This is a genomic window from Microbacterium sp. LMI13-1-1.1 (assembly GCF_040815625.1).
In the GTDB taxonomy this organism is placed as follows: Bacteria; Actinomycetota; Actinomycetes; order Actinomycetales; family Microbacteriaceae; genus Microbacterium; species Microbacterium forte.
Window position 1 is genome coordinate 174,316 of record NZ_JBFPNL010000001.1, and the last position, 26,453, is coordinate 200,768.

22 protein-coding genes are annotated in these 26,453 nt (G+C 69.4%); 9 read left to right on the forward strand and 13 right to left on the reverse strand.

The annotated features are described in order from the left end of the window. The 4 genes from MRBLMI13_RS00850 to MRBLMI13_RS00865 are packed head-to-tail and all read right to left on the reverse strand — an operon-like array spanning window position 1 to window position 3,407. A complete protein-coding gene (locus MRBLMI13_RS00850) occupies window positions 1-474 on the reverse strand; it encodes a YcxB family protein (protein ID WP_367821111.1) in 474 nt (157 codons plus the stop codon). Between the two features lie 7 nt (window positions 475-481). Further along, on the reverse strand, window positions 482-1,600 hold the full coding sequence (locus tag MRBLMI13_RS00855; RefSeq protein WP_309687198.1) for an Mrp/NBP35 family ATP-binding protein: 1,119 nt from the start codon (window positions 1,598-1,600) through the stop codon (window positions 482-484). After that, window positions 1,597-2,142 carry a DUF1003 domain-containing protein gene (locus tag MRBLMI13_RS00860; RefSeq protein WP_042541991.1) on the reverse strand — a complete coding sequence of 182 codons (546 nt, stop codon included), beginning with the start codon at window positions 2,140-2,142 and terminating at the stop codon, window positions 1,597-1,599. The genes MRBLMI13_RS00855 and MRBLMI13_RS00860 overlap by 4 nt, the downstream gene beginning before the upstream one ends. Continuing rightward, window positions 2,142-3,407 (reverse strand): magnesium transporter MgtE N-terminal domain-containing protein, encoded by a 1,266-nt coding sequence (locus tag MRBLMI13_RS00865; RefSeq protein WP_042541990.1) that lies wholly within the window; start codon window positions 3,405-3,407, stop codon window positions 2,142-2,144. The genes MRBLMI13_RS00860 and MRBLMI13_RS00865 overlap by 1 nt, the downstream gene beginning before the upstream one ends. A 99-nt stretch (window positions 3,408-3,506) precedes the next feature. Between MRBLMI13_RS00865 and MRBLMI13_RS00870 the strand changes: the two genes are divergently transcribed. The 3 genes from MRBLMI13_RS00870 to MRBLMI13_RS00880 are packed head-to-tail and all read left to right on the forward strand — an operon-like array spanning window position 3,507 to window position 5,625. Next, complete coding sequence (locus MRBLMI13_RS00870) at window positions 3,507-4,253, forward strand: general stress protein (protein ID WP_367821108.1); 747 nt, start codon at window positions 3,507-3,509, stop codon at window positions 4,251-4,253. Beyond that, window positions 4,253-4,972, forward strand: a complete 720-nt coding sequence (locus tag MRBLMI13_RS00875) for a DUF4870 domain-containing protein (protein ID WP_367821106.1) — start codon at window positions 4,253-4,255, stop codon at window positions 4,970-4,972. The genes MRBLMI13_RS00870 and MRBLMI13_RS00875 overlap by 1 nt, the downstream gene beginning before the upstream one ends. Then, window positions 4,972-5,625 (forward strand): alpha/beta family hydrolase, encoded by a 654-nt coding sequence (locus MRBLMI13_RS00880; RefSeq protein WP_367821105.1) that lies wholly within the window; start codon window positions 4,972-4,974, stop codon window positions 5,623-5,625. The genes MRBLMI13_RS00875 and MRBLMI13_RS00880 overlap by 1 nt, the downstream gene beginning before the upstream one ends. Window positions 5,626-5,797: 172 nt before the next feature. On the opposite strand, the gene MRBLMI13_RS00885 is transcribed toward MRBLMI13_RS00880, so the two are convergent. The 3 genes from MRBLMI13_RS00885 to MRBLMI13_RS00895 are packed head-to-tail and all read right to left on the reverse strand — an operon-like array spanning window position 5,798 to window position 9,182. Next, on the reverse strand, window positions 5,798-6,691 hold the full coding sequence (locus MRBLMI13_RS00885) for a phosphotransferase (RefSeq protein WP_367821103.1): 894 nt from the start codon (window positions 6,689-6,691) through the stop codon (window positions 5,798-5,800). 9 nt (window positions 6,692-6,700) lie between these two features. After that, on the reverse strand, window positions 6,701-8,122 hold the full coding sequence (locus tag MRBLMI13_RS00890; RefSeq protein WP_367821101.1) for an aminopeptidase P family protein: 1,422 nt from the start codon (window positions 8,120-8,122) through the stop codon (window positions 6,701-6,703). A gap of 37 nt (window positions 8,123-8,159) precedes the next feature. Then, the gene (locus tag MRBLMI13_RS00895) at window positions 8,160-9,182 is read right to left on the reverse strand and encodes an endonuclease/exonuclease/phosphatase family protein (protein WP_367821099.1); all 1,023 of its coding nucleotides are present in this window, start codon (window positions 9,180-9,182) and stop codon (window positions 8,160-8,162) included. An 87-nt stretch (window positions 9,183-9,269) separates the two neighbouring features. Between MRBLMI13_RS00895 and MRBLMI13_RS00900 the strand changes: the two genes are divergently transcribed. After that, the gene (locus MRBLMI13_RS00900; protein ID WP_309687219.1) at window positions 9,270-10,145 is read left to right on the forward strand and encodes a PHP domain-containing protein; all 876 of its coding nucleotides are present in this window, start codon (window positions 9,270-9,272) and stop codon (window positions 10,143-10,145) included. Window positions 10,146-10,242: 97 nt separating this feature from the next. Here MRBLMI13_RS00900 and MRBLMI13_RS00905 read toward each other — a convergent pair whose 3' ends face one another. After that, entirely contained in the window at window positions 10,243-11,766 is a 1,524-nt protein-coding gene (locus MRBLMI13_RS00905; RefSeq protein WP_056376187.1) for a DEAD/DEAH box helicase, read from the reverse strand. A 167-nt stretch (window positions 11,767-11,933) separates the two neighbouring features. Here MRBLMI13_RS00905 and MRBLMI13_RS00910 point away from each other — a divergent pair, with 167 nt between their 5' ends. After that, window positions 11,934-12,647: a ferritin-like fold-containing protein gene (locus MRBLMI13_RS00910; RefSeq protein ID WP_042542188.1), complete on the forward strand. Its 714-nt coding sequence runs from the start codon at window positions 11,934-11,936 to the stop codon at window positions 12,645-12,647. On the opposite strand, the gene MRBLMI13_RS00915 is transcribed toward MRBLMI13_RS00910, so the two are convergent. From MRBLMI13_RS00915 to MRBLMI13_RS00925, 3 genes are all read right to left on the reverse strand, one after another. Beyond that, the gene (locus tag MRBLMI13_RS00915) at window positions 12,644-12,802 is read right to left on the reverse strand and encodes a hypothetical protein (protein ID WP_367821096.1); all 159 of its coding nucleotides are present in this window, start codon (window positions 12,800-12,802) and stop codon (window positions 12,644-12,646) included. The two genes, MRBLMI13_RS00910 and MRBLMI13_RS00915, sit on opposite strands and share 4 nt — an antisense overlap. Before the next feature lie 89 nt (window positions 12,803-12,891). After that, a complete protein-coding gene (locus MRBLMI13_RS00920; RefSeq protein WP_367821094.1) occupies window positions 12,892-13,179 on the reverse strand; it encodes a hypothetical protein in 288 nt (95 codons plus the stop codon). A 7-nt stretch (window positions 13,180-13,186) separates the two neighbouring features. Continuing rightward, window positions 13,187-13,411, reverse strand: coding sequence for a DUF3107 domain-containing protein (locus tag MRBLMI13_RS00925; protein WP_042541981.1), 225 nt, complete (start codon window positions 13,409-13,411; stop codon window positions 13,187-13,189). A gap of 186 nt (window positions 13,412-13,597) precedes the next feature. On the opposite strand from MRBLMI13_RS00925, the gene MRBLMI13_RS00930 reads away from it, so the two are divergent. Beyond that, window positions 13,598-16,834, forward strand: a complete 3,237-nt coding sequence (locus MRBLMI13_RS00930) for an ATP-dependent helicase (RefSeq protein WP_367821092.1) — start codon at window positions 13,598-13,600, stop codon at window positions 16,832-16,834. After that, the gene (locus MRBLMI13_RS00935) at window positions 16,831-20,280 is read left to right on the forward strand and encodes a UvrD-helicase domain-containing protein (RefSeq protein WP_367821090.1); all 3,450 of its coding nucleotides are present in this window, start codon (window positions 16,831-16,833) and stop codon (window positions 20,278-20,280) included. Before MRBLMI13_RS00930 ends, MRBLMI13_RS00935 begins: the two co-directional genes overlap by 4 nt. On the opposite strand, the gene MRBLMI13_RS00940 is transcribed toward MRBLMI13_RS00935, so the two are convergent. Beyond that, on the reverse strand, window positions 20,226-21,557 hold the full coding sequence (locus MRBLMI13_RS00940) for a phosphotransferase (RefSeq protein ID WP_367821088.1): 1,332 nt from the start codon (window positions 21,555-21,557) through the stop codon (window positions 20,226-20,228). The two genes, MRBLMI13_RS00935 and MRBLMI13_RS00940, sit on opposite strands and share 55 nt — an antisense overlap. A 63-nt stretch (window positions 21,558-21,620) precedes the next feature. On the opposite strand from MRBLMI13_RS00940, the gene nudC reads away from it, so the two are divergent. Next, on the forward strand, window positions 21,621-22,520 hold the full coding sequence (nudC, locus tag MRBLMI13_RS00945) for an NAD(+) diphosphatase (RefSeq protein WP_367821086.1): 900 nt from the start codon (window positions 21,621-21,623) through the stop codon (window positions 22,518-22,520). Next, the gene (locus tag MRBLMI13_RS00950; protein ID WP_367821084.1) at window positions 22,517-24,238 is read left to right on the forward strand and encodes an ATP-dependent helicase; all 1,722 of its coding nucleotides are present in this window, start codon (window positions 22,517-22,519) and stop codon (window positions 24,236-24,238) included. Before nudC ends, MRBLMI13_RS00950 begins: the two co-directional genes overlap by 4 nt. Window positions 24,239-25,027: 789 nt before the next feature. On the opposite strand, the gene MRBLMI13_RS00955 is transcribed toward MRBLMI13_RS00950, so the two are convergent. Continuing rightward, complete coding sequence (locus tag MRBLMI13_RS00955) at window positions 25,028-26,443, reverse strand: zinc-dependent metalloprotease (protein WP_367821082.1); 1,416 nt, start codon at window positions 26,441-26,443, stop codon at window positions 25,028-25,030. Window positions 26,444-26,453: the final 10 nt, after the last annotated feature.

Genomic DNA, 26,453 nt, shown 5'->3' on the forward strand with positions numbered 1-26,453 from the left:
TCAACCGATCCTGGCCCGGAGAGTCGCGATGTCGTCATCGGACAGCAGCGCACGGGGGATCGCCGTGATCGCAGACGCGCCTCGAAGCTTGAAGAGCACGGCATGCCTGCCGGCACGAACGCTCTGGAAGGTGCTGTACGAGATGTCCGACGACCGACTGCCGGCGCCGACGTGCAGAGCGGTGTCATCGAGCCGAAGCCACACCGCGCTGCCGGGAGGGGTGGCGGCCCGAACGGCGCGTCTGGCGCCGACGACAGTCATGACGACCGCGTAGACCATGAGGGCGATGCTCGCGACGGGCAGGAGACCCGCCAGCCCCTGGGTGCCGCGCACGGCGGTCAGGTTGAGGATGCTGACAACGAATGCCGCGACGAGGGCGATCCACATCACGATCGCGACGGGGCGGGTGAGGGCGTAGATCGCGGCGTCGCGTGCCATGCCCCGAAGCAGCTGTTCGTCGACGGTGAGAGCCACGATCGTCTCAGCCCAGGGTCATCGGCAGCGAACGACCGGCGAGGCCGCGCCCCTGAGTGGCGAGGGAACCTGCGAGCTCGCGGATCGCGACGGCCGCCGCATCGTCGGGGGCGCTGAGCACCACGGGCACCCCTTCGTCGCCTCCCGTACGCAGCGCGGGACTGAGGGGGATCGATGCCAGCAGCGGCACGGACTGCGTCTCCGACAGCGCACTGGCCACGGCTGCACCGCCTCCTGAACCGAACAGATCGACGACGGTGCCGTCCGGAAGCGTGAGGGCTCCCATGTTCTCGACCACCCCGATCACCCGCTGCCCGGTCTGGCGAGCGACCAGCCCGCTGCGGATCGCCACGTCGGATGCTGCCGCCTGCGGCGTCGTGACGACCAGCACCTCGGCGTGGGGCAGCAGCTGCCCGATCGAGATGGCGATGTCACCGGTGCCAGGAGGCATGTCGATGAGCAGGATGTCGAGATCGCCGAAGAACACGTCTGTCAGGAACTGCTGCACGGTGCGGTGCAGCATCGGTCCGCGCCAGGCGACCACAGCCTCCCCGTCGCGGAGGAACATGCCGATCGAGATGGTCTTCACGCCATGGGCGACGGGCGGGAGCATGAGGTCGTCGATGCGTGTGGGCTGTGTTCCCGCAGGGATGCCGAGGAGGCCCGGGATCGAGAAGCCGTGCACATCGGCGTCGACGAGGCCGACCGAGAGGCCCTGAGCCGCGAGCGCCACCGCGAGATTCGCCGTCACAGTGGACTTGCCCACGCCGCCCTTGCCACTCGAGACGAGGATCACCCGTGTGAGTGAGTCCGGGCCGAAGGGCATCTGGCGAGGAGGCCGCCCGTCGCGCAGCTTCTCGGTGAGCGCTTTGCGCTCTGACGGCGTCATCACGCCGACCTCGACGTCCACCTCGGCGATGCCGGGCACCGAAGCGGCCGCGGCGCGGACATCGGTTTCGATGCGAGCCGCTGCGGGACAGCCCACGATCGTGAGCACGATCGCGACGTGCGCGTGTGCTCCATCGACACTGATATCCCTGACCATGTCGAGATCGCCGATGGGTCTGCGAAGCTCGGGGTCGGTGACAGCGGCGACGGCCGCTCGGACGGAGTCGGCTGAGCTCATGATGATGTGGAGCGGCCGCGGGGGCGTCGCTCGCTCGGCTCCTCGTCCTGCTCGCCGAGCTCGGCGAGCAGCGACTTGAGCTCGTGGCGCAGCACATCCCGGGTCACGACCTGGTTGTTGCGCTCTTCGAGCGACATCCGCAGCGCGACGATCTCTCGGGCCAGGTACTCCGTGTCGGCGAGGTTGCGTTCGGCACGCTGGCGATCCTGCTCGATCTGCACGCGGTCGCGGTCGTCCTGGCGGTTCTGCGCGAGGAGGATCAGGGGGGCCGCGTACGACGCCTGCAGCGAGAGCATGAGGGTGAGGGCCGTGAAGCCGAGCGCGGCATCGTCGAAGCGCAGGTGGTCGGGTAGCAGGGTGTTCCAGCAGATCCAGAGCACACAGAACAGGGTGAGGATGAGCAGGAACGCCGGGGTGCCCATGGCACGGGCGACCCATTCGGTGAAGCGGCCGAAGCGGTCACGCGATGTCGGCCGCTGCCGAGGGGTGCCGCGGCCCAGAGGGGCGTCGAGCTGAGGGGAGCGCGAGCGGGAGCGGGGCATCAGCGCACCTCCTTCGGGATCGACGGCTCGTCGCTGTCATGTGTGCGCCAGTCGTCGGGCAGCAGATAGTCGAGGACGTCGTCGATGCTGATGGCGCCGACCAGACGATGGGCGGCGTCGATCACCGGAAGCGAGACGAGGTCGTAGCTCGCGAGCATCCTGGCCACCTCCGCAGCCGATGCGGTGACGCGCACGGGGTCGAGGCTGTCGTCCATGATCGCGCCGAGACGCTCGTGCGGCGGGTAGCGCAGCATCCTCTGGAAGTGCACCATTCCGAGCAGTCTGCCCGTCGGCGTCTCGAAGGGCGGCAGGGTCACGAACACGGCTGCAGCAAGGGCGGGGTGCAGCTCGTGACGCCGGATGAGGGCCAGCGCTTCGGCCACGGTCGCATCGGCGGAGAGGATGATCGGCTCGGGCGTCATGAGACCGCCGGCCGTGTCAGGGCCGTACCGCAGCAGCATCCTGACGTCCTCGGCCTCCTCCGGCTCCATCAGCTCGAGCAGCTGCTCGAGGCGATTGGGCGGCAGCTGGGCGAGGAGGTCGGCGGCGTCATCCGGCTCCATCTGGTCGAGGATGTCTGCGGCTCGCTCGTCGCCGAGGCGGTCGAGGATGTGCACCTGGTCGTCCTCGGGCATCTCTTCGAGTGCGTCGGCGAGCCGATCGTCGGAGAGCTCCTCTGCGACCTCGATCATTCGCTGCTGCGGCAGATCGAGCAGGGTGTTCGCGAGGTCGGCGGCGTGCAGCTCGGAGTAGGAGGCGACGAGCTGCTCGGCCGATTGGGACTCGCCGGGGGAGTGCTGCTCGGTGACCTCGTTCCAGGCGGCGAACGTCGTCGGGCCCTTGGCGAACGGCGAGGCGCTGGTCTTCGGGCGACGGAGGAAGAGCTGGCTGACGGCCCACTCGCCCAGGCGGTTCGGCTCGATGGCGACGTCTTCGATGACAGCAGTGCCGGTGCCGTCGACGAGGCTGACCCGTCGGCCCAAGAGCTCTGCGAGAACCCGCACCTCTCCGGCGCGCGGCGAGAAGCGGCGCACGTTGATGAGTCCGGTGCTGATGACCTGGCCTGCACGGATCGACGTCACTCGTCCTATCGACAGGAAGACGTGTCGTCGCCCGGGGATCTCGACGACGAGGCCGATGACACGCGGAGCAGCCGTACTTCGGTACACGATGACGACATCTCGGACTTTGCCGAGCCGGTCGCCGACGGGATCGAAGACGGCGCAGCCTGCCAGGCGCGCGGCGAATACCCGTTGTGTGCTCACTCGTCCAGCGTAGTGCGCAGGGCCCTCCCGCGGCCCCCGCGGGGCCGCAGCACGACACACTCCCGGCCCTGTCACCACAAGGCATGGAACAATGGCGGGATGAGCATGCTGAACCGTCCAGCCGACAGCCGCGATGAGGGCGAGATCGTCGCCTCCACCCGCGATTACGAAGGCGCCCAGAAGACGGTGTCGAAACTGATCGCCCAGGAGGTGCCGGCCCGAGACATCGCGATCATCGGGCAGAGCGTCCGGACGGTCGAGCGCATCACGGGGCGACTCGGCTATGCCGCCGCGGCACGATCGGGGGCCATCAACGGCGTGCTCATCGGTCTCTTCCTCTCCGCGATCCTCGTGATCGGCAACCCCGAGGTGCCGATCCAGCTCTTCGTCGGGTTCGTCTTCATCGGCGTCGCGCTCGGAATGCTCCTCAGCCTCGTCACCTATGCGATCGTGCGCCGACGCCGCGACTTCGCGAGCGTCACGCAGTTCGCCGCAGACCATTACGAGGTGCGGGTGCAGGCCACGTCACTCGCGAAGGCGCGTCTCGCCCTGGGGGCGGCCAAGCCTGCACCGGTGCGTGCGCCCGTCGATCTGGACGAGCCGCCGAGGTACGGCGAGCGCATCGCTCCGGGTGGCCAGCCCGCTCCTGCGCCTGCGCCTCCGGCAGCGCCTCCCGTCTCGCCAGAGGACCCGACTCCCGGCCCGACCCCGCCGCTCGGCGGACCTGAAGCCGCTCCCGAAGAGCCGACTGTTCCGCCGCGCCCCGCAGATCCGGCCGCACCGCCGATCGACACGCCCGACCCCGGCAAGCCCGGCCTCCCGCCCACCTCGGCGGGAACCGTCTGATGTCCGACGCAGACCGCGCGTCCGACCCGTCGGCGACACCCGCACACCCCGCAGTACCTCCCGTGCCTCCCGCCCATGGCCCGATTGCACCGGCGCCTGTGTACGGCTACGCGCCGCCGCAGCCTCCGGGATATGCGCAGCAGCCCGCGTCGCAGTCACCGGGGTACGCGCCGCCCGCCGCTCCCGGCCAGGCTCCGGCGCCTCAGCAGCCCGTCGGCTACGCCCCGCCGCAGATGCCTCCTTCCCAGGGGCATCCGGCACCCGGCTATCCGGCACCCGGCTATCCGGCACAGGGCTACCCCGCGGGGACCTATCCCGCCGCGGTACCGCCGCGCGGGCTTCTTCCATGGGCTCTCGGCCTTCTGATCCTGATCCCGTTCCCGTTCGTCGGCGGCCTCGCATCGGGGATCGCCATGGCCGTCAGCGGCGGGACATCGCGTCGCTTCGGAGGTGTGGCCGGCGAGAACGCACGGGCGGCCGCGAACTGGGGGCTCACATACCTGCTGGTGTCGACGGTTCTGCTCATCTCGCACTTCGTGATCCTGTTCTCACTCACGGCCGATTCTCCGTCGAGCGGGTTCTACCCCATCGGCATCCCGATCACGATCTACTTCGCGCTGTCGGCCTTCCACGTCGTCCTGGTCATCATGGGCATGGTGAAGGCGTCCGGCGGCAGAGTCATGCGCGTACCGTTCGCGATTCCCTACCTTCGCGCCTGATGGTCGAGATCCTCGTCGATCTGCCCGCCGGACCGGTCGCCATCTCGGCTGACTGGTCGGCAGGGGACAGCGGATCGACCGTGATCGTCGCGCACGGCGCGGGCACCGGCAAAGACCACCCCTTCCTCACGGGCTTCGCCGAAGAGCTCGCCTCCCGTGGACACGCCACGCTGCGCTTCAACTTCCCGTACGTCGAGCAGGGACGCCGGATGCCAGGGCCGGCGACCCATGCGATCGCGACCTGGAACGCCGTGGTCGCGTTCGCGCGTGAGCAGGACCCGGATGCGGCCATCTGGGCGACCGGCAAGTCGTACGGCGGGCGGATGGCGTCGATGGCCGTCGCGCAGGGGCTCTCCGTCGACGGTCTCGCGTACCTGGGATACCCGCTGCACGCGCCGGGCAAGCCCGAGAAGCCGCGCGCCGAGCACCTTCCGGCCATCGGCGTTCCGCAGCTGTTCATCGAGGGCACGAACGATCCGTTCATCCAGCCGCTGGTGCAGTTCGAGGAGGTCGTCGCGACCTGCCAGAACGCGCGCATCATCTGGATCGACGGCGGCGGGCACACCTTCGAGGTGAAGGGACGCAAGCGCCCCGCATCGGAGATCGGCGCGTCGCTCGCACCCTTCGTCGCGGAGTTCGTGCACCCCGGATGAGGGGTCTGCACCCTTTCGAGATCTGGGTGCCCGATCTCGACGAGGCTTCGCGAAGCTGGCACTGGCTGCTGACTCGATTGGGGTTGCAGGCGGCCCGGATCACTACGCCGGGTGGGTCGAGAACGACCAGGGATTCAAGGTCGAGATCGTTGCGGATCCGCCGGCGTAGGCATCACGTGAGCGACATCAGCTCTGCGTCGTCGAGCAGACGGCGCACCGTGGAGAGTCCGAGAGCACTCATCGCGGGATTCGAGTCCTCGTAGTACCAGCCGAGTCCCATCGCCTGCTGCAGCGCCCACCCGGCGCCCCGCTGCCATTCGACATCCGACGCTCCGACGCGCTCGCGCACCATGCATCGGCGAGACGCGTCGAACAGATGCCAGGCGGCGACCAGATCGAGAGCGCGATCAGCAGGGCCGAAGCCGCCGCCGTCGAGGACGCCCACAACGCGATCGCCCGCGACCAGCAGGTTGAACGGGGTGAGATCGCGGTGGCTCATCACATCCTGACCGGAGCGCGGCAGATCGCGCAGAGCCCGCCACAGTCGTCGCACCCGGGCCGGATCGACCAGATGAGCGCTTCTCTCGATGCAGAGTGCGACCCACTCGTCGTGATCTGCGAGGACGCCACCACGCCCCTGACCGTCGAACTCGCGCCCGCGCACATCGGCGGCCCGTAGCGACGCGATCAGCGTGGCGACGTCGAGCGCCAGGGCATCAGAAGTCGCGTGAAGGTCTCGGCACGCTGTGTCGCCAGGCACCCATGTCTGCACCGACCATGCGGACGGATACTCTGCCGTCGGCATGCCGATGCCGAGAGAGCGAGGCGAAGGCACCGCGCAGACGTCTGCGAGCTCCTCCATCGCCGCGGCCTCAGCAGCGAGTGCCTCTGCCGATTCGACGACGAGGGGGAACCGCGCCGCGAACTCGTCGCCGATCCGGGTGATCGTGTTCACGGTGCCCGCGGTGCGTATGCGCTCGACCGGCAGGTGGGCGAGCGCGGGAAACCGCTGCGCGATCAGTCGCGCAGCGGTCTCCTCGGTGAGTGCGAGCTCGCCCTCGTGCATGCAGCGGGCTCAGCTCTGGACGCGAGCGATCCAGGCCTCGACCTCGTCGGCGGTGCGGGGGATGTCGGCGGACAGATTGACCGGACCGTCCTGCGTCATCAGGATGTCGTCCTCGATGCGCACGCCGATGCCGCGGTACTCCGCGGGCACGGTGAGGTCGTCGATCTGGAAGTACAGGCCGGGCTCGATCGTGAACACCATGCCGGGCGCGAGGATGCCGTCGTAGTACATCTCTCGACGGGCCTGAGCGCAATCGTGCACATCGATGCCCAGATGGTGCGACGTGCCGTGCACCATGTAGCGACGGTGCTGTCCGCCGGCATCTGCGTCCAGCGCCTCCTGCGCGCTCACCGGCAGCAGGCCCCATTCGGCGACGCGGGCGGCGATCACGCGCATGGCGGCCTCGTGCACCTCGCGGAACCGCACGCCGATCCGTGCCGCGGCGAAGGCGGCGTCCGCGGCCTCGCGCACGGTCTCATAGACCCGGCGCTGGACCTCGCTGAAGGTGCCGGAGACGGGGAGAGTGCGGGTGATGTCCGCGGTGTAGAGGCTGTCGGCTTCGACCCCGGCGTCGACGAGGATCAGATCGCCGGGGACCACGGTGCCGTCGTTGCGGGTCCAGTGCAGGTAGCAGGCGTGGGGACCCGATGCGGCGATCGTGTCGTACCCCTCGCCGTTGCCGTCTTCGCGGGCGCGGCGATGGAAGACGCCCTCGACGACCCGTTCGCCCCGAGCGTGCGCGATCGCGTCGGGGAGCGAACGGATGACGTCTTCGAAGCCCTGGGCGGTGATGTCGACGGCCCGGCGCATCTCGGCGATCTCGTACTCGTCCTTGACGAGACGAAGCTCCGAGACGAACCGGGTGAGGTCGGCGTCCTCGTCGAGCACGAGTTCGCCGTCAGCGCTCGTGAACTCCGCGAGGTGCTCGGTCGCGACATCGAGGTCTGCGGCGACCCCGGCGAGCGAGGGGCGCGGGCCGATCCAGAACTCCCCGACGGTGGCATCCGCGTAGAACTCGGTCGTGGTGCGGTCCGCGCGCTCGCGGAAATACAGCGTGACGTCGTGGCCTGAGTCGGTGGGATCGAACACGAGGATCGAGTCGGGCTCGGCGTCCGATGCCCAGCCGGTGAGGTGTGCGAAGGCCGAGTGGGCGCGGTACGGATAGTCGGTGTCGTTGCTGCGCTGCTTGAGCGACCCGGCAGGAATGACCAGGCGCTTGCCGGGGAATGCTGCCGAGACGGCTGCGCGGCGCACGGCAGCGAACGGCGCCTGTGCGCGGGGCGCGGGGATCGACTCGGGGCGCTCGGCCCATCCGGTCGAGATCGTGTCGAGGAACCCGCGGGGGAAGGGCTGCTTCCGGTTCGTGGTGGTGGCTTCGACGGGAGTCTCGGTCGTCGGCTCTGCGATCGTGTCGCGTTCTGCGGTGCTCATCCCTCCAGTCTGTCACCTGCGTGACGACTGCGGGATGTCAGCCTGCGGGCTCGAGCTGCACGACCAGGCCGCGGTGATCGCTGCCACCCCCGCCTCCGATCACGACCGATCCGGTCGCCGTCCAGCTGGGCGATGCCATGACGTGGTCGATCGGCGTGCTCAGCAGAGCCGGCAGCGAGCTCGGCCAGGTTCCGCTGAAGCCGTTGCCCGATCGGGTCGCTGCGTCGCGGCAGTAGCCCATGTCGCCGCCGTCGACCCCGAGGCCCGCCATGTGGTCGATCGTCGCGTTGAAATCTCCGGCGAGGATGAAGTCGCCCGCGGGGCACTGATCGGCGATCCAGCGCAGATCGCTCTGCCACTGCGCCATGTCGTCCATGCGCGGTGCGACGGCATGCACGGCGACGATGGTCGGACCTGCGCCATCGACCGGCATCAGCACCGCACTGGGAACCGAGCCGGTGTTGTTCGAACCGTCTTCCGACGACGCGATCACGGAGTACTCGCCGAGGTCGGGGGATACCAGGACGGTCGTGTGCCACGATTTCGGGCCGTCGACGACGTCGGGTTTGAACTGCACGTGGTGCACCCACATCGGGTGGTCCTGATCGCGCAGCAGCACAGCGACCTGTTCGCCGACCTCCTCCGTGGTCTCGGGGAGCGCGACGATATCTGCGCCTCGATCGAGGATCTCACGGGCGATCTCCTCGGCTGACACCTCGTCGCCGGCGGTGTTCCAGGTGAGCACGCGGAGGCTCGACTCGGTGGGGGCGGGGAGCGTGTCTGCGCCGAACCCGCGCAGGAAGCCGATGGCTCCGGTCGCCCCGGCTCCGAGCAGCGCGACGATCAGGACCGATGCCGCGAAGCCACGCAATGGCTTCGCGAAGAGGAGAAGCAGTGACAGCGCGGCGATGACGAGGAATGCTGCGAGCACGACTCCACGGGCGGCGACGATCTGAGCGAAGGGGAACGTCTGCTCGAGATGGAAGAACTGCGGCCACACCACGACTGCCGTCGCGATCGCGAACAGCACGGTGAAGAGGATCCCCAGTAGTCGAAACATCCCCTCCAGCCTAGAAGTCCCCCCTGTGAAGTCCCTAGAGCGACGGCATGCGCGACCGGCGTCCGCGGTCGTCGGTACGCTCGGAGCATGGCCTCCGCTCCCTCACGCCGTTTCGCCGGTCCGTCCGACCTGCACATGCACTCCAATCACTCGGACGGCACAGAGACGCCCGCTGAGGTCATGCGCCAGGCGCACGCATACGGCTTGCGCACCGTGGCGCTGACCGACCACGACCGCAGCACCGGGTGGGACGAGGCGGCAGCGGCCACCGCAGGACTGGGGATGACGTTCATCCCCGGCATGGAGCTCTCGGCGAAGCACGAATGGCGCAGCGTGCACGTGCTCGGCTACCTGTTCGACCCGCTCGACGAGGCGCTCACAGCCGAGACCGATCGGATCCGGGGCGATCGGATCGGCCGAGCAGAGAGGATCGTCCGCAGCATCGGTCGCGACTACGACCTCGACTGGGACGACGTCCTCGCCCAGACCACGCTCGACGCGACGGTCGGCCGCCCGCACATCGCCGACGCTCTCGTCGCTCGGGGAATCGTCCGCGATCGCACCGAGGCGTTCGACGGGATCCTGCATCCGCGTGAGGGCTACTACGAGCCGCACTACGCTCCGGATCCGCTCACCGCGGTGCGTCTGATCACGGATGCCGGGGGAGTGGCGATCATCGCGCACCCCGCGACCGTCGGCCGCGACCACATGATGCCCCTGCACTTCATCGAGCAGCTGATCGCCGCCGGTCTGGGCGGTTTCGAGATCGACCACCGCGAGAACACCGCGTCGGGCAAGAAGGCGCTGCATGCGATCGCGGCGAAGCACGACCTGATCATCACGGGCTCGAGCGACTACCACGGCACCGGAAAACCGAACCTGCCGGGCGAGAACACGACCTCCGACGAGATGGTGCAGCGGCTCATCGAGCGCGCGAGCGGAACCGCACCGCGCTACGCCTGACGCCGGGCGTTCCGTCGACCGCTTGGTGCGGTGTGCCCGGGGAGACGGCAGAGGGGGCGGATGCCGCTGCTGCAGCATCCGCCCCCTCTGAGGTCGATCAGGCTCCGGAGACCGGAGCCGCTCCCGCTCCGCCCGAACCGCCGCGACGACGACGGCGACGGCGCGCCGGAGCCGGCTTGCCGTCGTGGTGCTCCTTGCCTGCGCCGTCGTGGGTGCCGGCGCCTTCGGCACTGCGGTCGGCTGACGTCGTGGACTGCGAGTCGTCGGCGGGAGCCTCGGAGGCGCCTTCTGCGAACGTGGAACCCACCGGGGTCGAACCGCCCCGACGACGCCGACGACGACGGGTGCCGCCCTCGTCGGTGCCCTCTGCAGCCACGTCTGCCGCACGCTCGGGGCGCGGAGCCCGCTCGGTCTTCACCGACTGCGTCTTGGGCGCAGACACCAGACGGCCCTTCGTGCCGGCGGGGATGTCGAGGTCTTCGAACAGGTGCGGGCTGGACGAGTACGTCTCGGTGGGTTCGGGCTGGCCGAACTCGAGGGCGCGGTTGATCAGCGCCCACTTGTGCAGGTCCTCCCAGTCGACGAACGTCACGGCGATACCGGTCTTGCCCGCCCGACCGGTGCGGCCGACGCGGTGCAGGTACGTCTTGTCCTCGTCGGGGATCGTGTGGTTGATCACGTGGGTGACATCATCGACGTCGATGCCGCGGGCGGCGACGTCGGTCGCGACCAGCACATCACGCTTGCCGGCCTTGAAGGCCGCCATCGAGCGCTCGCGCTGATCCTGGCCCATGTCGCCGTGCACGCCGCCGACGTTGAATCCGCGGTCGGAGAGCTCGTCGACCAGACGCTGCGCGGCACGCTTGGTGCGCGTGAAGATGACGGTCTTGCCGCGGCCCTCGGCCTGCAGGATGCGCGCGATGATCTCGTCCTTGTCGAGCGAGTGAGCCCGGTAGACGAGGTGCTTGATGTTCGCCTGGGTGAGGCCCTCATCAGGGTCGCTGGCACGGATGTGGATCGGGTTCGACATGAACCGACGAGCGAGCGCGACGATCGGGCCGGGCATGGTCGCCGAGAACAGCTGCGTGTGCCGCACCGCGGGGACCTTCTGGAAGATCTTCTCGATGTCGGCGAGGAAGCCGAGGTCGAGCATCTTGTCGGCCTCGTCGAGCACGACCTCGGTCGCGTTCGACAGATCGAGAAGGCGCTGGCCGGCGAGGTCGATCAGACGACCCGGCGTGCCGACGACGATCTGCGCGCCGGCCTTGAGCTGGTCGATCTGACCCTCGTAGGCCTTGCCGCCGTAAATCGCGACGACGCTGGTCGAGCGGTTGCTCGTGAGCAGGTCGATGTCTTCGTACACCTGTACCGCGAGCTCGCGGGTGGGAACGACGATGAGCGCCTTGACGCCGTGCTCGGGGTTGAGCCCCAGTCGCTGCACGACAGGGATGCCGAATCCGAAGGTCTTGCCGGTGCCGGTCTTGGCCTGGCCGATGATGTCCTGGCCGGGGAGGCCGAGGGGGATGGTCTGCTCCTGAATGGGGAAGGCGTCGACGATGCCCTTGGCGGCGAGTGCGTCGATGATGTCCTGATCGATTCCGAGATCAGCGAAGGTTGTCAATGTTCAGAGTGCCTGTCCGGCGACCTGCGAGGATCGCCACGTTCACGGATCCACGCCGTCTTTGTGCCACAGGCGCGGGCCCCGCTCCGACGGCGGGGACACCGACAGCCTACCCGAGGGGGTGGCGGCGCCCGGAAGGCCCCTCTCGTCCGAGTATTGTGAACCCCGTGGTGAACTGGTTCTGGAAGCGAAGGACGCCCCGGCGCACACTGACGTTGCGCAGTCGAGGGGATCAAGGCGCAGCGACGCGCGTCGACTTCGCCGAACTCGCGCCGGAGCTGCCACGATTCCTCGGACAGGCCGCGTACCTGCAGCTGGGCTACTTCGAGACGCTCACCCGACTGATCAGGGCGACGCCCGAGCTCTCCGAGAAGGAATCCCTGTCTCGCGCGGCCGGCGCCGCTCTCACGAAGCATCGGGCCATCGTCGACCTGATCGCCGAGCGCGGTGACGATCCGACGCAGCTCATGCTCCCGTTCCGCGAGAATCTCGATGCATTCCGTCGCAAGACGATCGGGGCGCGTCCACGTGAGACGCTGCTGGCCGTCTACATCACCGCAGGGATGCTCGACGACTTCTACTTCGCGCTCGCCTCGAGCTACGGGGAGACCGGCGAGCGGGTGGCGGCCATCCTGGGCGAGGACGATGCCCGTCACGAGATCGTCGCGATCATCCAGGAGACCATCGACGGCGACGGGGAGTGGCGATCGCTCCTGTCGATGTGGGCGCGCCGCCTGGTCGGCGACACGATCCTGGTGTGCCGTTCAGCCCTGCGTCAGCCCGAACTCGCGGCCATGAGCGAAGACCGCGTCGAGCTGGTCTACACCGAGCTGATGGGCGCGCACGCGCGTCGCATGGACGCGATGGGGCTGGCTTCCTAGCCCGCAGCGGTCTGCGCGCGCATCCGCTCGAGCCGCCGGGTCAGACGCCAGGCGACGACGGCGGGGACTGCGCCCACCACGCCGAACGAGATGTCGATGAGCTGCCAGCCGAGCGGGATGCCCCGGATGCTGCCGGCGATGAGCGCGAGCGGCACGACATGACACCGCTGACCACGAGGCCGAGCATCAGCACGCCGACGCTGACGCGGATCCACCGCAGCGTGCGACGTTCGCTCGTGAATGCTCAGATGCCGAGCGCGGCCCTGGCCGATGCGTCCGACCGACGGCGCGACGCGACGATCGCGACCGTGAGGCCTGCGGCGACCGCGACGGATCCGACGACGCTCGCGAGCCACAGCCAGATGCTGTCCTCTCCGACGCCCAGCCACTGCAGGCCCGTATAGAAGAGCGCGGCGAGGGCCGTTGCCATCGCGGGCGTCAGTGCGACCCCGCGCAGCTCCCGGCCACCGATCATGTAGTGGGCCGCGATGCCGAGCGCGCACGCTCCGACGAGAGCGAGGAGGATGTACATCGTGGCGTCAGGCGAAGAAGCCGACGCGACGAGACTCCTCGGTGCCGAGCTCGATGTACGCGAGGTTCGCGGTCGGAACCAGGTAGGAGTTGCCCTTCACATCGGCGAAGCTCAGGTGAGAGGTGTTCTGCTCGAGAGCCGAGGAGACCTGTGCGCGGACCTCGTCCGCGCTCGAAGCGGTCTCGAAGCTGAGCTCGCGGCCGGTGTTGATGATGCCGATGCGGATTTCCACGCGTACTCCTGTATTCCAGTCGACGATGCTGTGGTCGAGTCGACCTCGGAGGTCGACGACTGCGCCCAACTCTACCGGGCGGCGAGACGACGGGATCCGCCGATCGGGTGGGTTTCGCCCTGAGCGCACAGCGTCGCGAGACGGCGGCGAGCGGCGATGTCCGTGCGCCGCAGTAGCGTGGAGGACATGACAGAGGACGCCGCGCAGAACGCCGTGATCGGCGCAGAGGCGTCGGCATCCGCTGTCATCATCGGGGCGCCCGGAACGGGCAAGACCCGCACTCTCACCGAGCGTGTGGTGCATCTGCTCGACACCGTCGGGATGCGCCCCGAGCAGCTCCTCGTGCTCACGCCGAGCAGGCAGGCAGCCACCGCGTTGCGCGACCGCATCGGAGTCAGAATCGGTCAGGCCACCCCCGGCCCGCTGGCCAGGTCGCTCGGATCGTTCGCCTTTCAGGTCGTGCGCGGAGCGATGGTGCGCGCAGGAGCGGAGCCGCCGGCCCTGCTGACAGGGGCGGACCAGGACCGTCTGATCGCCGAGCTGCTCGCGGGCGATGCGGAAGACGAGCGCATCGTATGGCCGCAGGCGCTGAGCCCCGCGGTTCGCGCATCGAAGGGCTTCCGTTCCGAGCTTCGTGCGTTCCTCGCCGAGTGCGTCGAGCTCGGCGCGCACCCCGGGGAGCTGCGCGCGGCCGACGATGCGGCCTGGTCGGCCGTCGCCGACTTCCTCGTCGAGTACCGCGCGGTGCTCGATCTGGCGCGGGCATCCCACCGTGACGCCGCAGATCTGCTCGCCGAGGCGCGCACGATCCTGCAGACGGCCGAGTCGACTGTCCTGGGGCCCCTCGCGGATCTCAGGGTGGTGCTGATCGACGACGCGCAGGAGCTGACACGGGGCGGGATCGCGATGGTCGAGGCGCTGCGCGCGCGAGGCACGGCAGTGCTCGCGTTCGGCGACCCTGACATCTCCTCCGGAGCCTTCCGCGGTGCGAGCCCGGAGCTGTTCGCTCAGCTCGCCGCCGCGCTCGGCGAGGTGCACGTCCTCGACAGGCCCCATCGGCAGGCGCCCGCTCTCACCGCGCTCACCCGCACCGTCACTCAGGCGATCGGGGCGTCGGGCCGCATCGACCACCGACGCGCCCCCCAACCGCTCGACGCACAGGAATCAGGCGCCCCCACCGACGTCAGCACCTTCATCGCGCCGTCGCCGCACGAAGAGCTCGACCGCATCGCCGGCGTCATGCGCGAATGGCATCTCACAGACGGTGTTTCGTGGGATCGCATCGCGGTGATCGCGCACGACACCCGGCAGGTGACGCACCTCGAGTCCGAGCTCGCGGCACGCGAGATCCCGACGAGAGCCGCGGGTGTGCAGCGGCCCCTCGGCTCCGAGCCGATCGTGCGCGACATCGTCGGCATCGTGCGCCTGGCCCTCACCGCACCTGACGAACGGACCTCCCAGGACTGGGAGGAGGCGCTCCGCACTCCTTTCGGCGGCATGGATGCGATCGGTCTCCGGCGTCTGCGGGCACGTCTGCGTCATATCGAGCTCGACCTCGGCGGGTCCACGCCGGCTCGGGAGCTGCTGCGCCAGGCGCTGGCCGCGCCCGACCACTTCACTCTCATCGATGCGCAGGAATCCCGCCTGGCCGCGCGCTTCGCCTCGACCATCGCCGAGGTCGCCACCGCGGCGGCTGACGGCGAGACGATCCACGATCTTCTGTGGCGGGTCTGGGATCAGTCCAGGGCAGTCGACGGGCGCAAGCTCCAGGTCGCGTGGCGCGAGATGTCGCTGCAGCCCAGCGGTGCGGAGACCGCGAGAGCCCTCGACGCCCTCGTCTCCCTGTTCGGTGCGGCGAAGCGGTTCGTCGAACGCACCCCGAATGAGAAGCCCGAGGCGTTCGTGCGCGACATCCTCGACAGCGAGGTGCCCGAAGACTCCCTGTCGAGTCCCGATCGGCCGGGACGGGTGACCCTGCTCACACCTGCGACAGCGCTCGGCACCGAGTTCGACGCCGTCGTGGTGGCCGGAGTGCAGGACGGCATCTGGCCGAACGTGCGTCTGCGTGGCGGGATGCTGCAGACCTGGCGCCTCGCCGATGCGCTGCTCGCCGCCCGCACCGGAACCGTCGAGCACCCGCCCGAGACCCTCGACCGGCGCCGTGCGGCACTCCATGACGAACTGCGTCTCTTCGTGCGCGCGATCTCTCGCTCGCGCCGCCGGCTCCTGGTCACCGCGGTCGACGACGACGACCTGACGCCGAGCCCGTTCTTCGGTTTCCTCCCGCCGCCCGATCCGCCCGAGCTGCATGCATCGGCGGAGCATCCGCTCACGTTGCGCGGGCTCGTCGCCCGTCATCGCCGGGTGCTGACGACCTCGACCTCCCCGGCCGCGCGAGAGCACGCGTCAACGCAGCTGGCGGTGCTCGCGAGAGAGGGCGTGCCGGGCGCGGACCCGTCCGAGTGGTACGGCGTGGCTCCGCCGACGACCGACGCCCCACTGCACGACCTCGCGGTCGATGCCGCTCGGGTGTCGCCGTCACGCATGGAATCGTTCGAGGAATGCGAGCTGAACTGGGCGGTCTCCGCGCTCGGCGGCGACACCGTGATGCCGCCGTCGGCGGGTATCGGCACCATCATCCATGAAGCGATGGAGCAGGTGCCCGACGGGGAACTGGATCGCCTTCGCGACGTTCTGGCCCAGCACTGGCCCGAGCTCGACTTCGAGACGGCCTGGATCGGCAGGAAGGAGCGTCGTCGAGCCGACCTGTACATCGATCGACTGCACAGCTATCTCTCGGACGTGGCAGAGGAAGGCGGCCGCGTGATCGCCGGCGAGGTCGAGTTCCGATTCGCGGTCGAGGTTCCGGAGGAGATCGGCGTCCCGCCTGCTGTCCGCCCGGTGAGCACCGAACCGGACGACCCCCACCCGCACCACGCGATCGTCCACGGTTTCATCGACAGGGTCGAGGCGTACACCGCCGGGGGCGGGGAGCATGCGAAGGCCCGAGGGCAGAGATGGACGCGTATGGCCGATGCGCAGGGAGGAGAACGCGTCGTGGTGGTCGATCTGAAGACCGGCAAGTACGAGCCGGAGAGCGAGCAGAAGGTCGCAGACCACGCGCAGCTCGCCGCGTACCAGGTGGCTGTCCAGGAGGGGCTCATCGAGGGAGCGGATCCGGCGGCGCTGGCCGGAGCGCGGCTCGTGCTGGTCGCGAAGACCCTTGCCGGGAGCGATTTCCGCGTCGCACACCAGCACACCCTCGCCGGCGAAGAGCGGGTGCAGTTCCTCGGACGCATCGCCGAGGCTGCGCGAGGCATGTCGGCGTCCAGCTTCACCGCGCACGTCGAGGCGCACTGCGCAGACACCCAGTGGCGGGTCCAGCCGTGCCGCATCCACACCGTCGCCGCGGTGAGCGCGTGAGTGCGTGGACGGGAGCGGGGCACGGGATCTCTGCACTGGACGTCGCCGCCGCGCTCGGCCTCCCGGCGCCCACGGAGGCGCAGCAGAGGGTGATCGAATCGCCACCCGCACCTGCGCTCGTGGTCGCGGGAGCGGGCAGCGGCAAGACCGAGACGATGGCCGGTCGTGTCGTCTGGCTCGTAGCGAACGGGCACGTGCGCCGCGATCAGATTCTCGGGCTGACCTTCACCCGCAAGGCCGCCGGTGAGCTCGCCGAGCGGATCGGCGCCAGGCTGGCGCTCATCGACGAATACGGAAGAAGGGGGCTGCTGCCGCACCTTTCCGAGATCGTGGCGAGCCACGCTCTCGATCGCGTGTCGAAAGCAGCGAACGGCCGTCAGCGCGAGGTCGTCCGATCGCAGGTGCTCGATGAACTCGCCCAGCGCTTCGGCACCGCGGGCGACTCGGCCCCCCTGTCGGCCGAGGACCTGCTGATCCGTCCGAAGGTGTCGACGTACAACGCGTTCGCAGACGGCATCGTGCGCGAGCACGCGGCGCGCATCGGCCGCGAGTCCGACGTCGCCATGCTCAGTCAGGCGGCGTCCTGGATGCTGGTGCGCGACGTCGTGCTGCGCGCCGACCTCCCCGAGCTGGAGCAGATAGACCGATCTGTGGCGGGAGTGGTCGATGCGGTGCAGAGACTGGCCGGTGACTCGCTCGACCACAGGGTCGACCTCGACCGCGCGGACCGGATCGCGCTGCGTCAGGCCGAGGCGTTCGAGCCGTACTCGAGCAATGCGGATGTCGCGACCGCGGTGGCGAATCTTCGCGCTCTTCCCGCTCTGTCGGTGCTGGTCCGCGACTACATCGCCGAGAAGGAGCGACGTGGTGTGCTGGACTTCGCCGACCAGGTGAGCGGCGCCTACGACATCGTCGAGTCGTCACCCGATGTGCGCGAAGATCTCCGACAGCAGCATCAGGTCGTGCTGCTCGACGAGTACCAGGACACCTCTGTGATCCAGACGCAGTTCCTCGCACGGCTCTTCCGAGACTCCGCCGTGATGGCGGTGGGCGATCCCCACCAGTCGATCTACGGATGGCGAGGCGCCAGCGCCGACAACCTGCACGCCTTCGCGCGGACCTTCTCCGAGCAGGAGACGGTCGGGAACTACAGTCTGATGACGAGCTGGCGCAACGACCGGAGCATCCTCGGCGTCGCCAACCGCATCCTCGGTCCTCTTCGCAGACCTGGGCTGGACGTGCCACCCCTCGAGGCCCGCCCGGGCGCGGGCCCCGGGGCGGTCGAGGTGGAATTCCCGCTCACGGTCGATGAGGAAGCGCGCGCGGTCGCCGAGTGGTTCGCCGCGCGTCGTACAGCACACGACGACCCAGCCAAGCCGCACACCGGGGCGGTGCTGTTCAGGTCGAAGCGCCACATGCAGACCTTCGCGGCGGCCCTGGCCGCGCAGGGCATTCCCCACCGGATCCTCGGCCTCGGTGGTCTCCTGGCCACGCCCGAGGTGGTCGATGTCGTCTCGACACTGCGGGTGCTGCACGATCCCACCGCCGGCTCAGCTCTGATCAGACTCCTCGTCGGCCCTCGATTCTCGGTCGGGGTCGCCGACATGGCCGCGCTGCAGGGGCTTGCAGCGGAGCTCTCGCGGAGAGACAGCGGTCTGCTGCCGTTGGACGACGAACTCCGAAAGCGTATCCGCGCCTCACGAGGCGCGGACGAGGCGCTGTCCATCATCGACGCCGTCGATGTGCTCCGCGGCCTCAGCGATGACTACCGCCTTCTGTCGGGCATCACACCGGAGGGTCGCTCTCGCATACGCGCAGCGGGGGAGATGCTCGAACGTCTTCGCAGAGCCTCGTCGCTGCCGCTTCCCGACATGCTGAGGCTCATCGAGCTCGAACTGCGTCTGGACATCGAGCTCGCTGCGAACGAGACGAGGGGGCCTGCTCGTATCGCCGCCACCCAGCTGCGTGCGTTCACCGACGAGGTCAGGTCGTTCCTCGCCGCCGACGAGCGCGGGACGATCTCGAGCCTCCTCGCCTGGCTCGAGAAGGCCGAGAGCACGGATGAACTGGTGCCGCGCCCGGAGCCGCCGGAGCCGGGAGTGGTTCAGCTTCTGACCGTCCACGGTTCCAAAGGCCTGGAATGGGATGCGGTCGCCGTGGTGCGCATGGTCGAGGGGGAACTGCCGTCGCGACCGACGGACACCTCGGGGTGGTTCGGCTTCGGGGTGCTGCCCTTCGCGTTGCGCGGCGACAGCGCGGCGCTGCCGACGTTCAGTTGGATCGCCCCCTCTGACGAGGAGCTCGATCCGGCCAAGCGGCTGAAGGCCGGGATCGCATCTCTGACGAGCAAGAGCAAGACGGGGCCGGGCGCGATCACCGTCTTCAAGGACTCCTATCGCGAGTATCAGCAAGAGGAGGAGCGTCGACTTGCCTACGTCGCCGTCACCAGGGCACGCAGCCACCTGCTCCTGACCGGAGCGCACTGGGCGGGGCAGAAGCAGCCGAAGGCGCCGAGCCCGTACCTGATCGAGGCCATGGAGGTGCTCGGTCGCAGGCCGATCGAGCCCGTGGATCCTGACGAGAACCCCTACGAAGGTCCGGGTGCCACGCTCACCTGGCCGCTCGACCCACTCGGTGCTCGGCGAGGCATCGTCGAGTCCGCGGCCGCAGCTGTGCGCGCTGCCGCCGAGGGCGAACCTGTGGCCTCCCAGGAGCTGGTCCGTCTGCTCGCCGAGCGTGCCGCACGAGTGCGCGGCGTCGATGCACCACCCCCGACTCGCGTGCCCGCTTCCCGCTTCAAGGACTACGTCACCGACTTCGCCGGCACGGTGTCTTCCCTCGTCCGCCCGATGCCCGAGCGACCCTATCGGCAGACTCGCCTGGGCACGCTGTTCCATGCCTGGGTCGAGCGGCGCAGCGAACTGGTCGGCGTGGGCCAGCGCGTCGACGAGGCACTCTGGGAGGTAGACGAAGACGACCTCTCCTTCGGGGAGAGCGCAGGCGGAGCGGAGGTGTCGTCGGCCGACGCCGCAGACCTCTCGACTCTGCAGGAGATCTTCGAGGCCAGCGAGTGGGGATCCCTCAAGCCCATCGCGGTCGAGATCGAGATCGACTTCGCGCTGGGTGGCGGCGCGCTGCCGGGCGATGAGGGCCATATCGTCATCTGCAAGCTCGATGCGGTCTACCGACGCGAGGATCGGGGCGGGCGTATCGAGATCGTGGACTGGAAGACGGGCAAGGCCCCGCGCACACCCCAGGAGCGGGAAGAGCGGATGCTGCAGCTCGCGCTGTATCGCCTCGCCTATCACCGCCGATTCGGCGTGCCGCTCGATGAGATCGATGTCGCGCTCTACTACGTCGCAGACGACCTCGTCATCCGCGGTGACCGGGTCTACTCCGAGCCGGAGCTCTTCCAGCGCTGGAGCGCTGCTCGGGCGGCCCGCTGAGCTTCATCTTCCGGCGACCCCTCGTCGGAGCCATCCGCCTTCTCGGGCGTGTCGGCATGATGAGCATCGCCGGTCGTGCGCCGCTCCGCACCGCGGTCTTCCGAGCGCTGGTCTCGCACCCCGGACAGGTCCTCGGTCTCGAGGCCACCCACCTGGAGGCGATGGGCGGCATCCGCCGTCTCACTGAGATCGCTCGTGCTCTGGGCGTCGCTGTCGTCGCGCCAGAGGTCGTCCGGGTTGTACGCGTCGGTCTGCATCGATGTGTCGACCCCGGAGACGGCGCTCGACGGAACCCGGTCGAGCGCATCGAGAGCAGACTCGACACCCTCGTTGCGCGATGCGATCACGCCGAGATCGTCGCTGTGCAGTCCGTCTGCGAGCGCCTCGAGGAGAGCGGCGGCATCGTCGACGATGTCGGGTCGGTGAAGCGAGTCCCCATGCACCAGCCAGCGGGCGAACTCGAGCTCGGCGAGCAGCCGAGCGCGCACCTCGAGTGCTGCGTCCGGGCCGCGATCGGCGGCGCGAGCATACGACGCGTGGACGTCATCTGCGGCATCAGGGGCGGTCGACAGCCATGAGAGGTCGATCGCCGGGTCGCCCACAGCCAGCGAATGCCACCCGACGAGTCCGGTGACCTCGGGGCCGAGCTCCGGGTCGTCGCGGAAGATGAACGAGGTGGACTGCACTCCACCCAGCACGACCGTCGATTCGAAACGCCAGAGGTCGTCGTCGGCGATGGCGTCGCGCCACCTCACCGTGAGTCGAGCGGGGACGCGCCCGGTCGATGCCGCGGCGTCGACCAGTCGAGCGAGTTCGTCGCGACTCTCCTGAGCAGACCGTGTGGTCAGACCGGCGCCGCGCACGACCGACGTGGGAAGCGCGTGGACGGCGGCGATCGCCGCGCCCATCGATTCGGCGGCGCCCCGGCCCGCTGGCACCATCGCGGCTTCGATCTGGAAACCGGGCAGCAGCTCGGTCACCAGTGCGTGTGCGTCCGCCAGCCGGGTCTCGCCGATGTACTCGGGAGCTCTGAAGGGCAGCATCGCCCGCGCACCGGCCGTCAGTGCTCTGAGGGCGAGGGCCTCGGCGGCGAGCTCCCGAGAGGTCTCGTCGTCGTCTGCCACGCGGATCGCGAGCTCGCGTCCGTCGGCGAGCGTGGCGACGGCGGAGTCGAAGCGGCCGTCGCCGTCGGCACTGAGCGCGCGCGCCCCGGTCACCTCGGCGCCGGGCAGTGCGGCAGTCACCGCCGCGGCTAGAGTGAATGGAGAGCGTCCCATGCCTCCAGGGTAGGTGGACGTGGGGGCGGTCCCGCTTCCGCCACGCCCGTGAGAGAGGAGCCGATGATCGCCGACAGCAGCACTTCCCTCGACCGCGCAGCGGATCTGCGCATCGAGCCAGGGATCCTCGATCGACTCCGCGCAGAGGAGGCGACGAGGGTGATCGCCGTGCGCGATGGTCGGGTGCGCATCTCGGGCGCCGATCTCGATCCGGCCACCCTGCTGCGGGTGCCGGCCTCCGAGATCGTCGACGCCACCTGGGCGCTCCTCGGGCGCGACGGTGACGGAACCGCTGTGCTTCTCGCGGTGCTGCCGCCGGAGGGCGACACCGTCGACACCGCCCCGGATGAGGTCTGGCTGGGCCTTCGCGACCTGGGCGCGCGTCTCGGCTCCGGCGACACAGAGCTGCTCATCGAGGCCCTCGCGCTCGGCGGCTGGTTGCGCGACGCGCCGTTCTGCCCCCGCTGCGGGGGAGCGACCGAGCTGCGGCAGGCCGGATGGTCGCGCCGATGCCTCGTCTGCGGTCGCGAGCACTTCCCCCGCACGGACCCTGCGGTCATCGTCGCGGTCGAGAGCTCGGACGGCGAACAGCTCCTGCTCGGGGCGAACGCGAACTGGGGCGGACAGATGTACTCCTGCTTCGCCGGATTCACCGAGGCGGGCGAGTCGCTGGAGTCGACGGTGCATCGGGAGCTCGAGGAGGAATCGGGCGTCCGACTGGCCTCACTGCGCTACGTATCGTCTCAGCCCTGGCCTTTCCCTCGCTCGCTCATGCTCGGGTTCCGTGCGGTGGCGTTGGACGACCACGTGCTGCGTCCGGACGGCGAGGAGATCATCGACGTGCGCTGGTTCTCTCGCGACGAGATCGGGTCCGCTCTCGCAGGCGACGGACCGGTCGGTCTGCCTGGGCCCGCATCGATCGCGCGCGCACTCATCCTCGAGTGGTTCGAGGAGCGCGCGTGAGCGCGCTCGAAGCCCTCGACGATCGACAGCGGGAGGCGGCATCCGTTCTGCGTGGTCCCGTCGCCGTGCTGGCCGGCGCGGGAACGGGCAAGACGCGTGTGATCACCCATCGGATCGCCCATGGTGTCGACACCGGGGCGTATTCGCCGTCTCGGGTCATGGCGGTCACCTTCACCGCGAAGGCCGCGGGAGAGCTCAGGGGACGCCTGCGCGCTCTCGGTGTCGAGGGGGTTGCCGCGCGCACGTTCCATGCCGCGGCGCTCGCCCAGCTCAACTTCTTCTGGCCGACGTTGGCCGGCTCGCCCGCGCCGTCGATCATCGACAACAAGGTGAGACTGCTCGGCCAGGCTGCGGACTCGATGCGTCTGCGCCCGAGCACTGCGACCCTCCGCGACATCGCCTCCGAGATCGAATGGCGCAAGGTGTCGATGCTCTCGGTCGAACAGCACTCGCTGCTCGGTCGCACGGTGAGCGGGATCGACTCCGCGCAGTTCGTCGAGCTGCAGCAGCGCTACGAGGCGCTGAAGGACGAGCGGCGCCAACTCGATTTCGAGGACGTGCTGCTCGCATGCGCCGGGATGCTCGAAGCGGAGCCGCGCGTCGCCGCCTCCGTGCACGAGCAGTATCGCCACTTCACGGTCGACGAGTATCAGGACGTCTCTCCGCTCCAGAACCGACTGCTCGAACTCTGGCTGGGAGACCGCAAGGACATCTGCGTCGTCGGCGATGCGAGCCAGACCATCTACTCGTTCGCCGGCGCGGAACAGCGCTTCCTGCTCGAGTTCGAGCGACGTCATCCGGATGCCACGGTCGTGCGGCTCGAGACGAACTACCGTTCGCAGGCGCCGATCCTCGAAGCGGCCAATGCTCTCATGAAGGGGCGGCCGGGCGCGCTCGAGCTCATCCCGGCGAGAGAGACGTTCAACGCGGAATCACCCACGGTCACGGCCTACGACTCCGAGCGCGACGAGGCCGAGGGGATCGCCGCTGCCGTGGCGGCGCGGATCGAATCCGGGGCGTCGCCTTCGGAGATCGCAGTGCTCTATCGCGCCCATGCCCAGTCGGCGGTGCTGCAGCAGGCGCTCGCCGCAGAGGGGATCCCGACCTCGGTGCTGGGCGGAATGCGGTTCTTCGCCATGCCGGAGGTGCGTCAGGCGATCCTGGCGCTGAGGGCCGCCGCCGTCGCCCCGACGGAGCAGGGGTTCCTCCCCGGTGTTCAGCGAGTCCTCCGCGAGCTGGGGCTCTCCGACGAGCCACCCGCGGCCGGTGGCGCGCAGCGCGACGGGTGGGAGGCTCGCCGCGCGATTCTGCGTCTCGCCGAGGATGCGGGGCCGGACGAGAACCTGCGCACCTTCAGCGATGCGCTCATGGCACGGGCGAAGGACCAGCACGAGCCCACGATGCGCACCGTGACGCTCTCGACACTGCACGCCGCCAAGGGTCTCGAATGGCCGCACGTCCACCTGGCCGGGTGGGCAGAAGGCGCGCTTCCGATCTCGTACGCCACCGGCTTCGAGGCGATCGACGAGGAACGCCGCCTCGCCTACGTCGGCGTCACGCGGGCCGCGCGTACTCTCTCGCTGTCGTGGTCGCGCTCAGCGGGGCGAGGGGAGCGGGCGCCGTCGCGGTTCCTGGCAGAGATGGGAACGACTGCGCGCGGCACCGGCATTCTGCATGAAACGTCACCGAACGCCACTCGCGCCGGCCATCGCCGCTGACGTCGACGAACGAGCCCGCTGATGACGACTCCGCAAGGAGCCGCGCGACGAGCGTCGCCGCGTCCGCGATCCGAGCGACGCTGATCGGACCCGACGCTCGCCCGATGAGCTGCGCGTGCATCCGCGGCCAGGCGTCGTCGCGCTCGCGTTCGTGCTCGTCGCGGCAGGTGAGACAGGGGGTCTCGCCGGGCACCACCAGGGGGCCGACGGTCGTCCGCCCTCGCTCGAGCGCCACGGGGAGATGCGAGGTGTCGTCGCGAAGGTAGCGGGCGAAGTGCAGGGCGGCTGCTGCGCCTTCGACGAGCACGACTCCGATGTCGGCGGGGTTCTCCCGCGCCCCAGCGGCGATCCCCTCGTCGAGAAGTGCTTCGCGCATGCGGTAGTCGCAGCGCGCGTCGGCGACGTCGATGCTCTCCACCCATGCGGCCCTCGGCGCCGGGGCGTCGTCGACGAGCAGCGGTTCGAGTCGTGAGAGAAGCATCCGTGCCTCCGCGCGCGGTGCACCCGCGGCGTGCGCGACCACATCGAAGGCCGTGCGCCGGAACCCGGCAGCCATCCGACCGATCAGTCGCTCGACCCACGGCTCGGACGCCGCGATGCGCAGCGTGCCTTCGATGCCGATCTGCAGTGTCTCACCGTCTCGCCAGAGCAGCGGAACGGCGGGATCCAGGCGGGTGATGGTCTTGGGTGTCAGAGGAGACATCCCTCGATTCTGCGCAAAGCCGAACTTCCGATGGGGGAGTCTCGGGCATCCGTGGAAAAGTCAGCGCACCCCGCTCCCGCCCCCGCTCACACCGGGCGATCGCCTCCCGGGCCGTCACCGCCGTCGGAGTCCTGCTCATCCTCCGAGGCGTCAGATCTCTCCGGCTGCTCGCTCGAGAAGTCGTCGCCGTCCAGCAGACGGGCCAGGGCCTCGTCGAACTCATCTGCGACGGGCTGCTCGCCTCGTGCGCTCGCCTGAAGTCGCGCGATGAGCGCGGACGGGTCGTCGATGTCCTCCGAGGTGGGCATGAGGTCGGGGTAGTCCCAGAGCGCGTCGCGTCCTGCGATGCCGACGGCGTCGGTCACCGCCTGCCACATGGCCGAGGCCTCGCGCAGACGACGAGGCCGCAGCTTGAGGCCGACGAGCGCGCCGAGAGCGTCCTCGGCCGGACCGCCGACCGCGCGGCGACGGCGGGCCGCCTCGGCGATCCGTGCCCCATCGGGGAGGCGAGACGTGGCCTGAGCCGTCACCACGTCGACCCAGCCGTCGATCGTCGCCACGAGGTTCTCGAGACGCGCGAGGGCCTCGCGCTGCGCCTCCGTCTGCGTGGGCAGCAGAGCACCGCCCTCGATGGCCGCGCGGAGCTCCTCGGGGTTCGAGGGATCGAGGCGGCTCGCGACGTCTTCGAGTGCATCGACATCGACCGTGACTCCGCGCGCGAAGTCGGTGATCTGGGCCATGACGTGCAGGTGCAGCCACTTCGAATGGCGATACAGCCGGGCGTAGGCGAGTTCGCGGGTCGCGAGGTAGAGGGTGATCTGGTCTTCGGGGATCTCGAGACCGTCGCCGAACGCCGTCAGGTTCTGCGGGATGACAGCCGCGGTTCCGGCCGGAAGCACGGGGATGCCGACGTCTCCGCCCGACACCACCTCGAGCGCGAGGTTGCCGAGCACCTGCCCGAACTGGGCGGCGAACACCGAGCCGCCAAGACCGCGCATGAGCTTGCCGGCGCCTTGCACGACGTCGCGCATCTCTTCGGGCACCTGCGTGTTGAGGGCGCTGGTGAGCGCATCGGCGATGCTCGTCGACACCGGGCCGGCGATCTCCTTCCACACCGGGAGGGTCGCTTCGACCCATTCGCCGCGTGTCATCGCCTTGGGCGCCTCGCTGAGCTCGGAGATCGTCGTCGCCTCGCCGAGCCACAGATCGGCGAGTGCGAACGAGTCGACGAGCGAGCTCCGCGAACCGTCGGTGATGCCGAGGCCGTCGCGGTTGGCGATGTGCAGCGCCTGACGCAGCGCGTTCTCCCAGGCGTCGCCGCCGAACGCTCCCTGCAGCTGCGACATGATGGTCTGCATCATCGCCGGGTCGAACTGGATTCCATCCATGCCCGCGAAGGCGTTCTGCAGCGCCTCGGGGTCGATGTCGCCGGCACCCTGGCCGGACATCATTCGTCGGAGGAACTCCTGGAAGTCCTCGGGGGTCGGGTCGTTGTCTGACATGTCGCTCGCC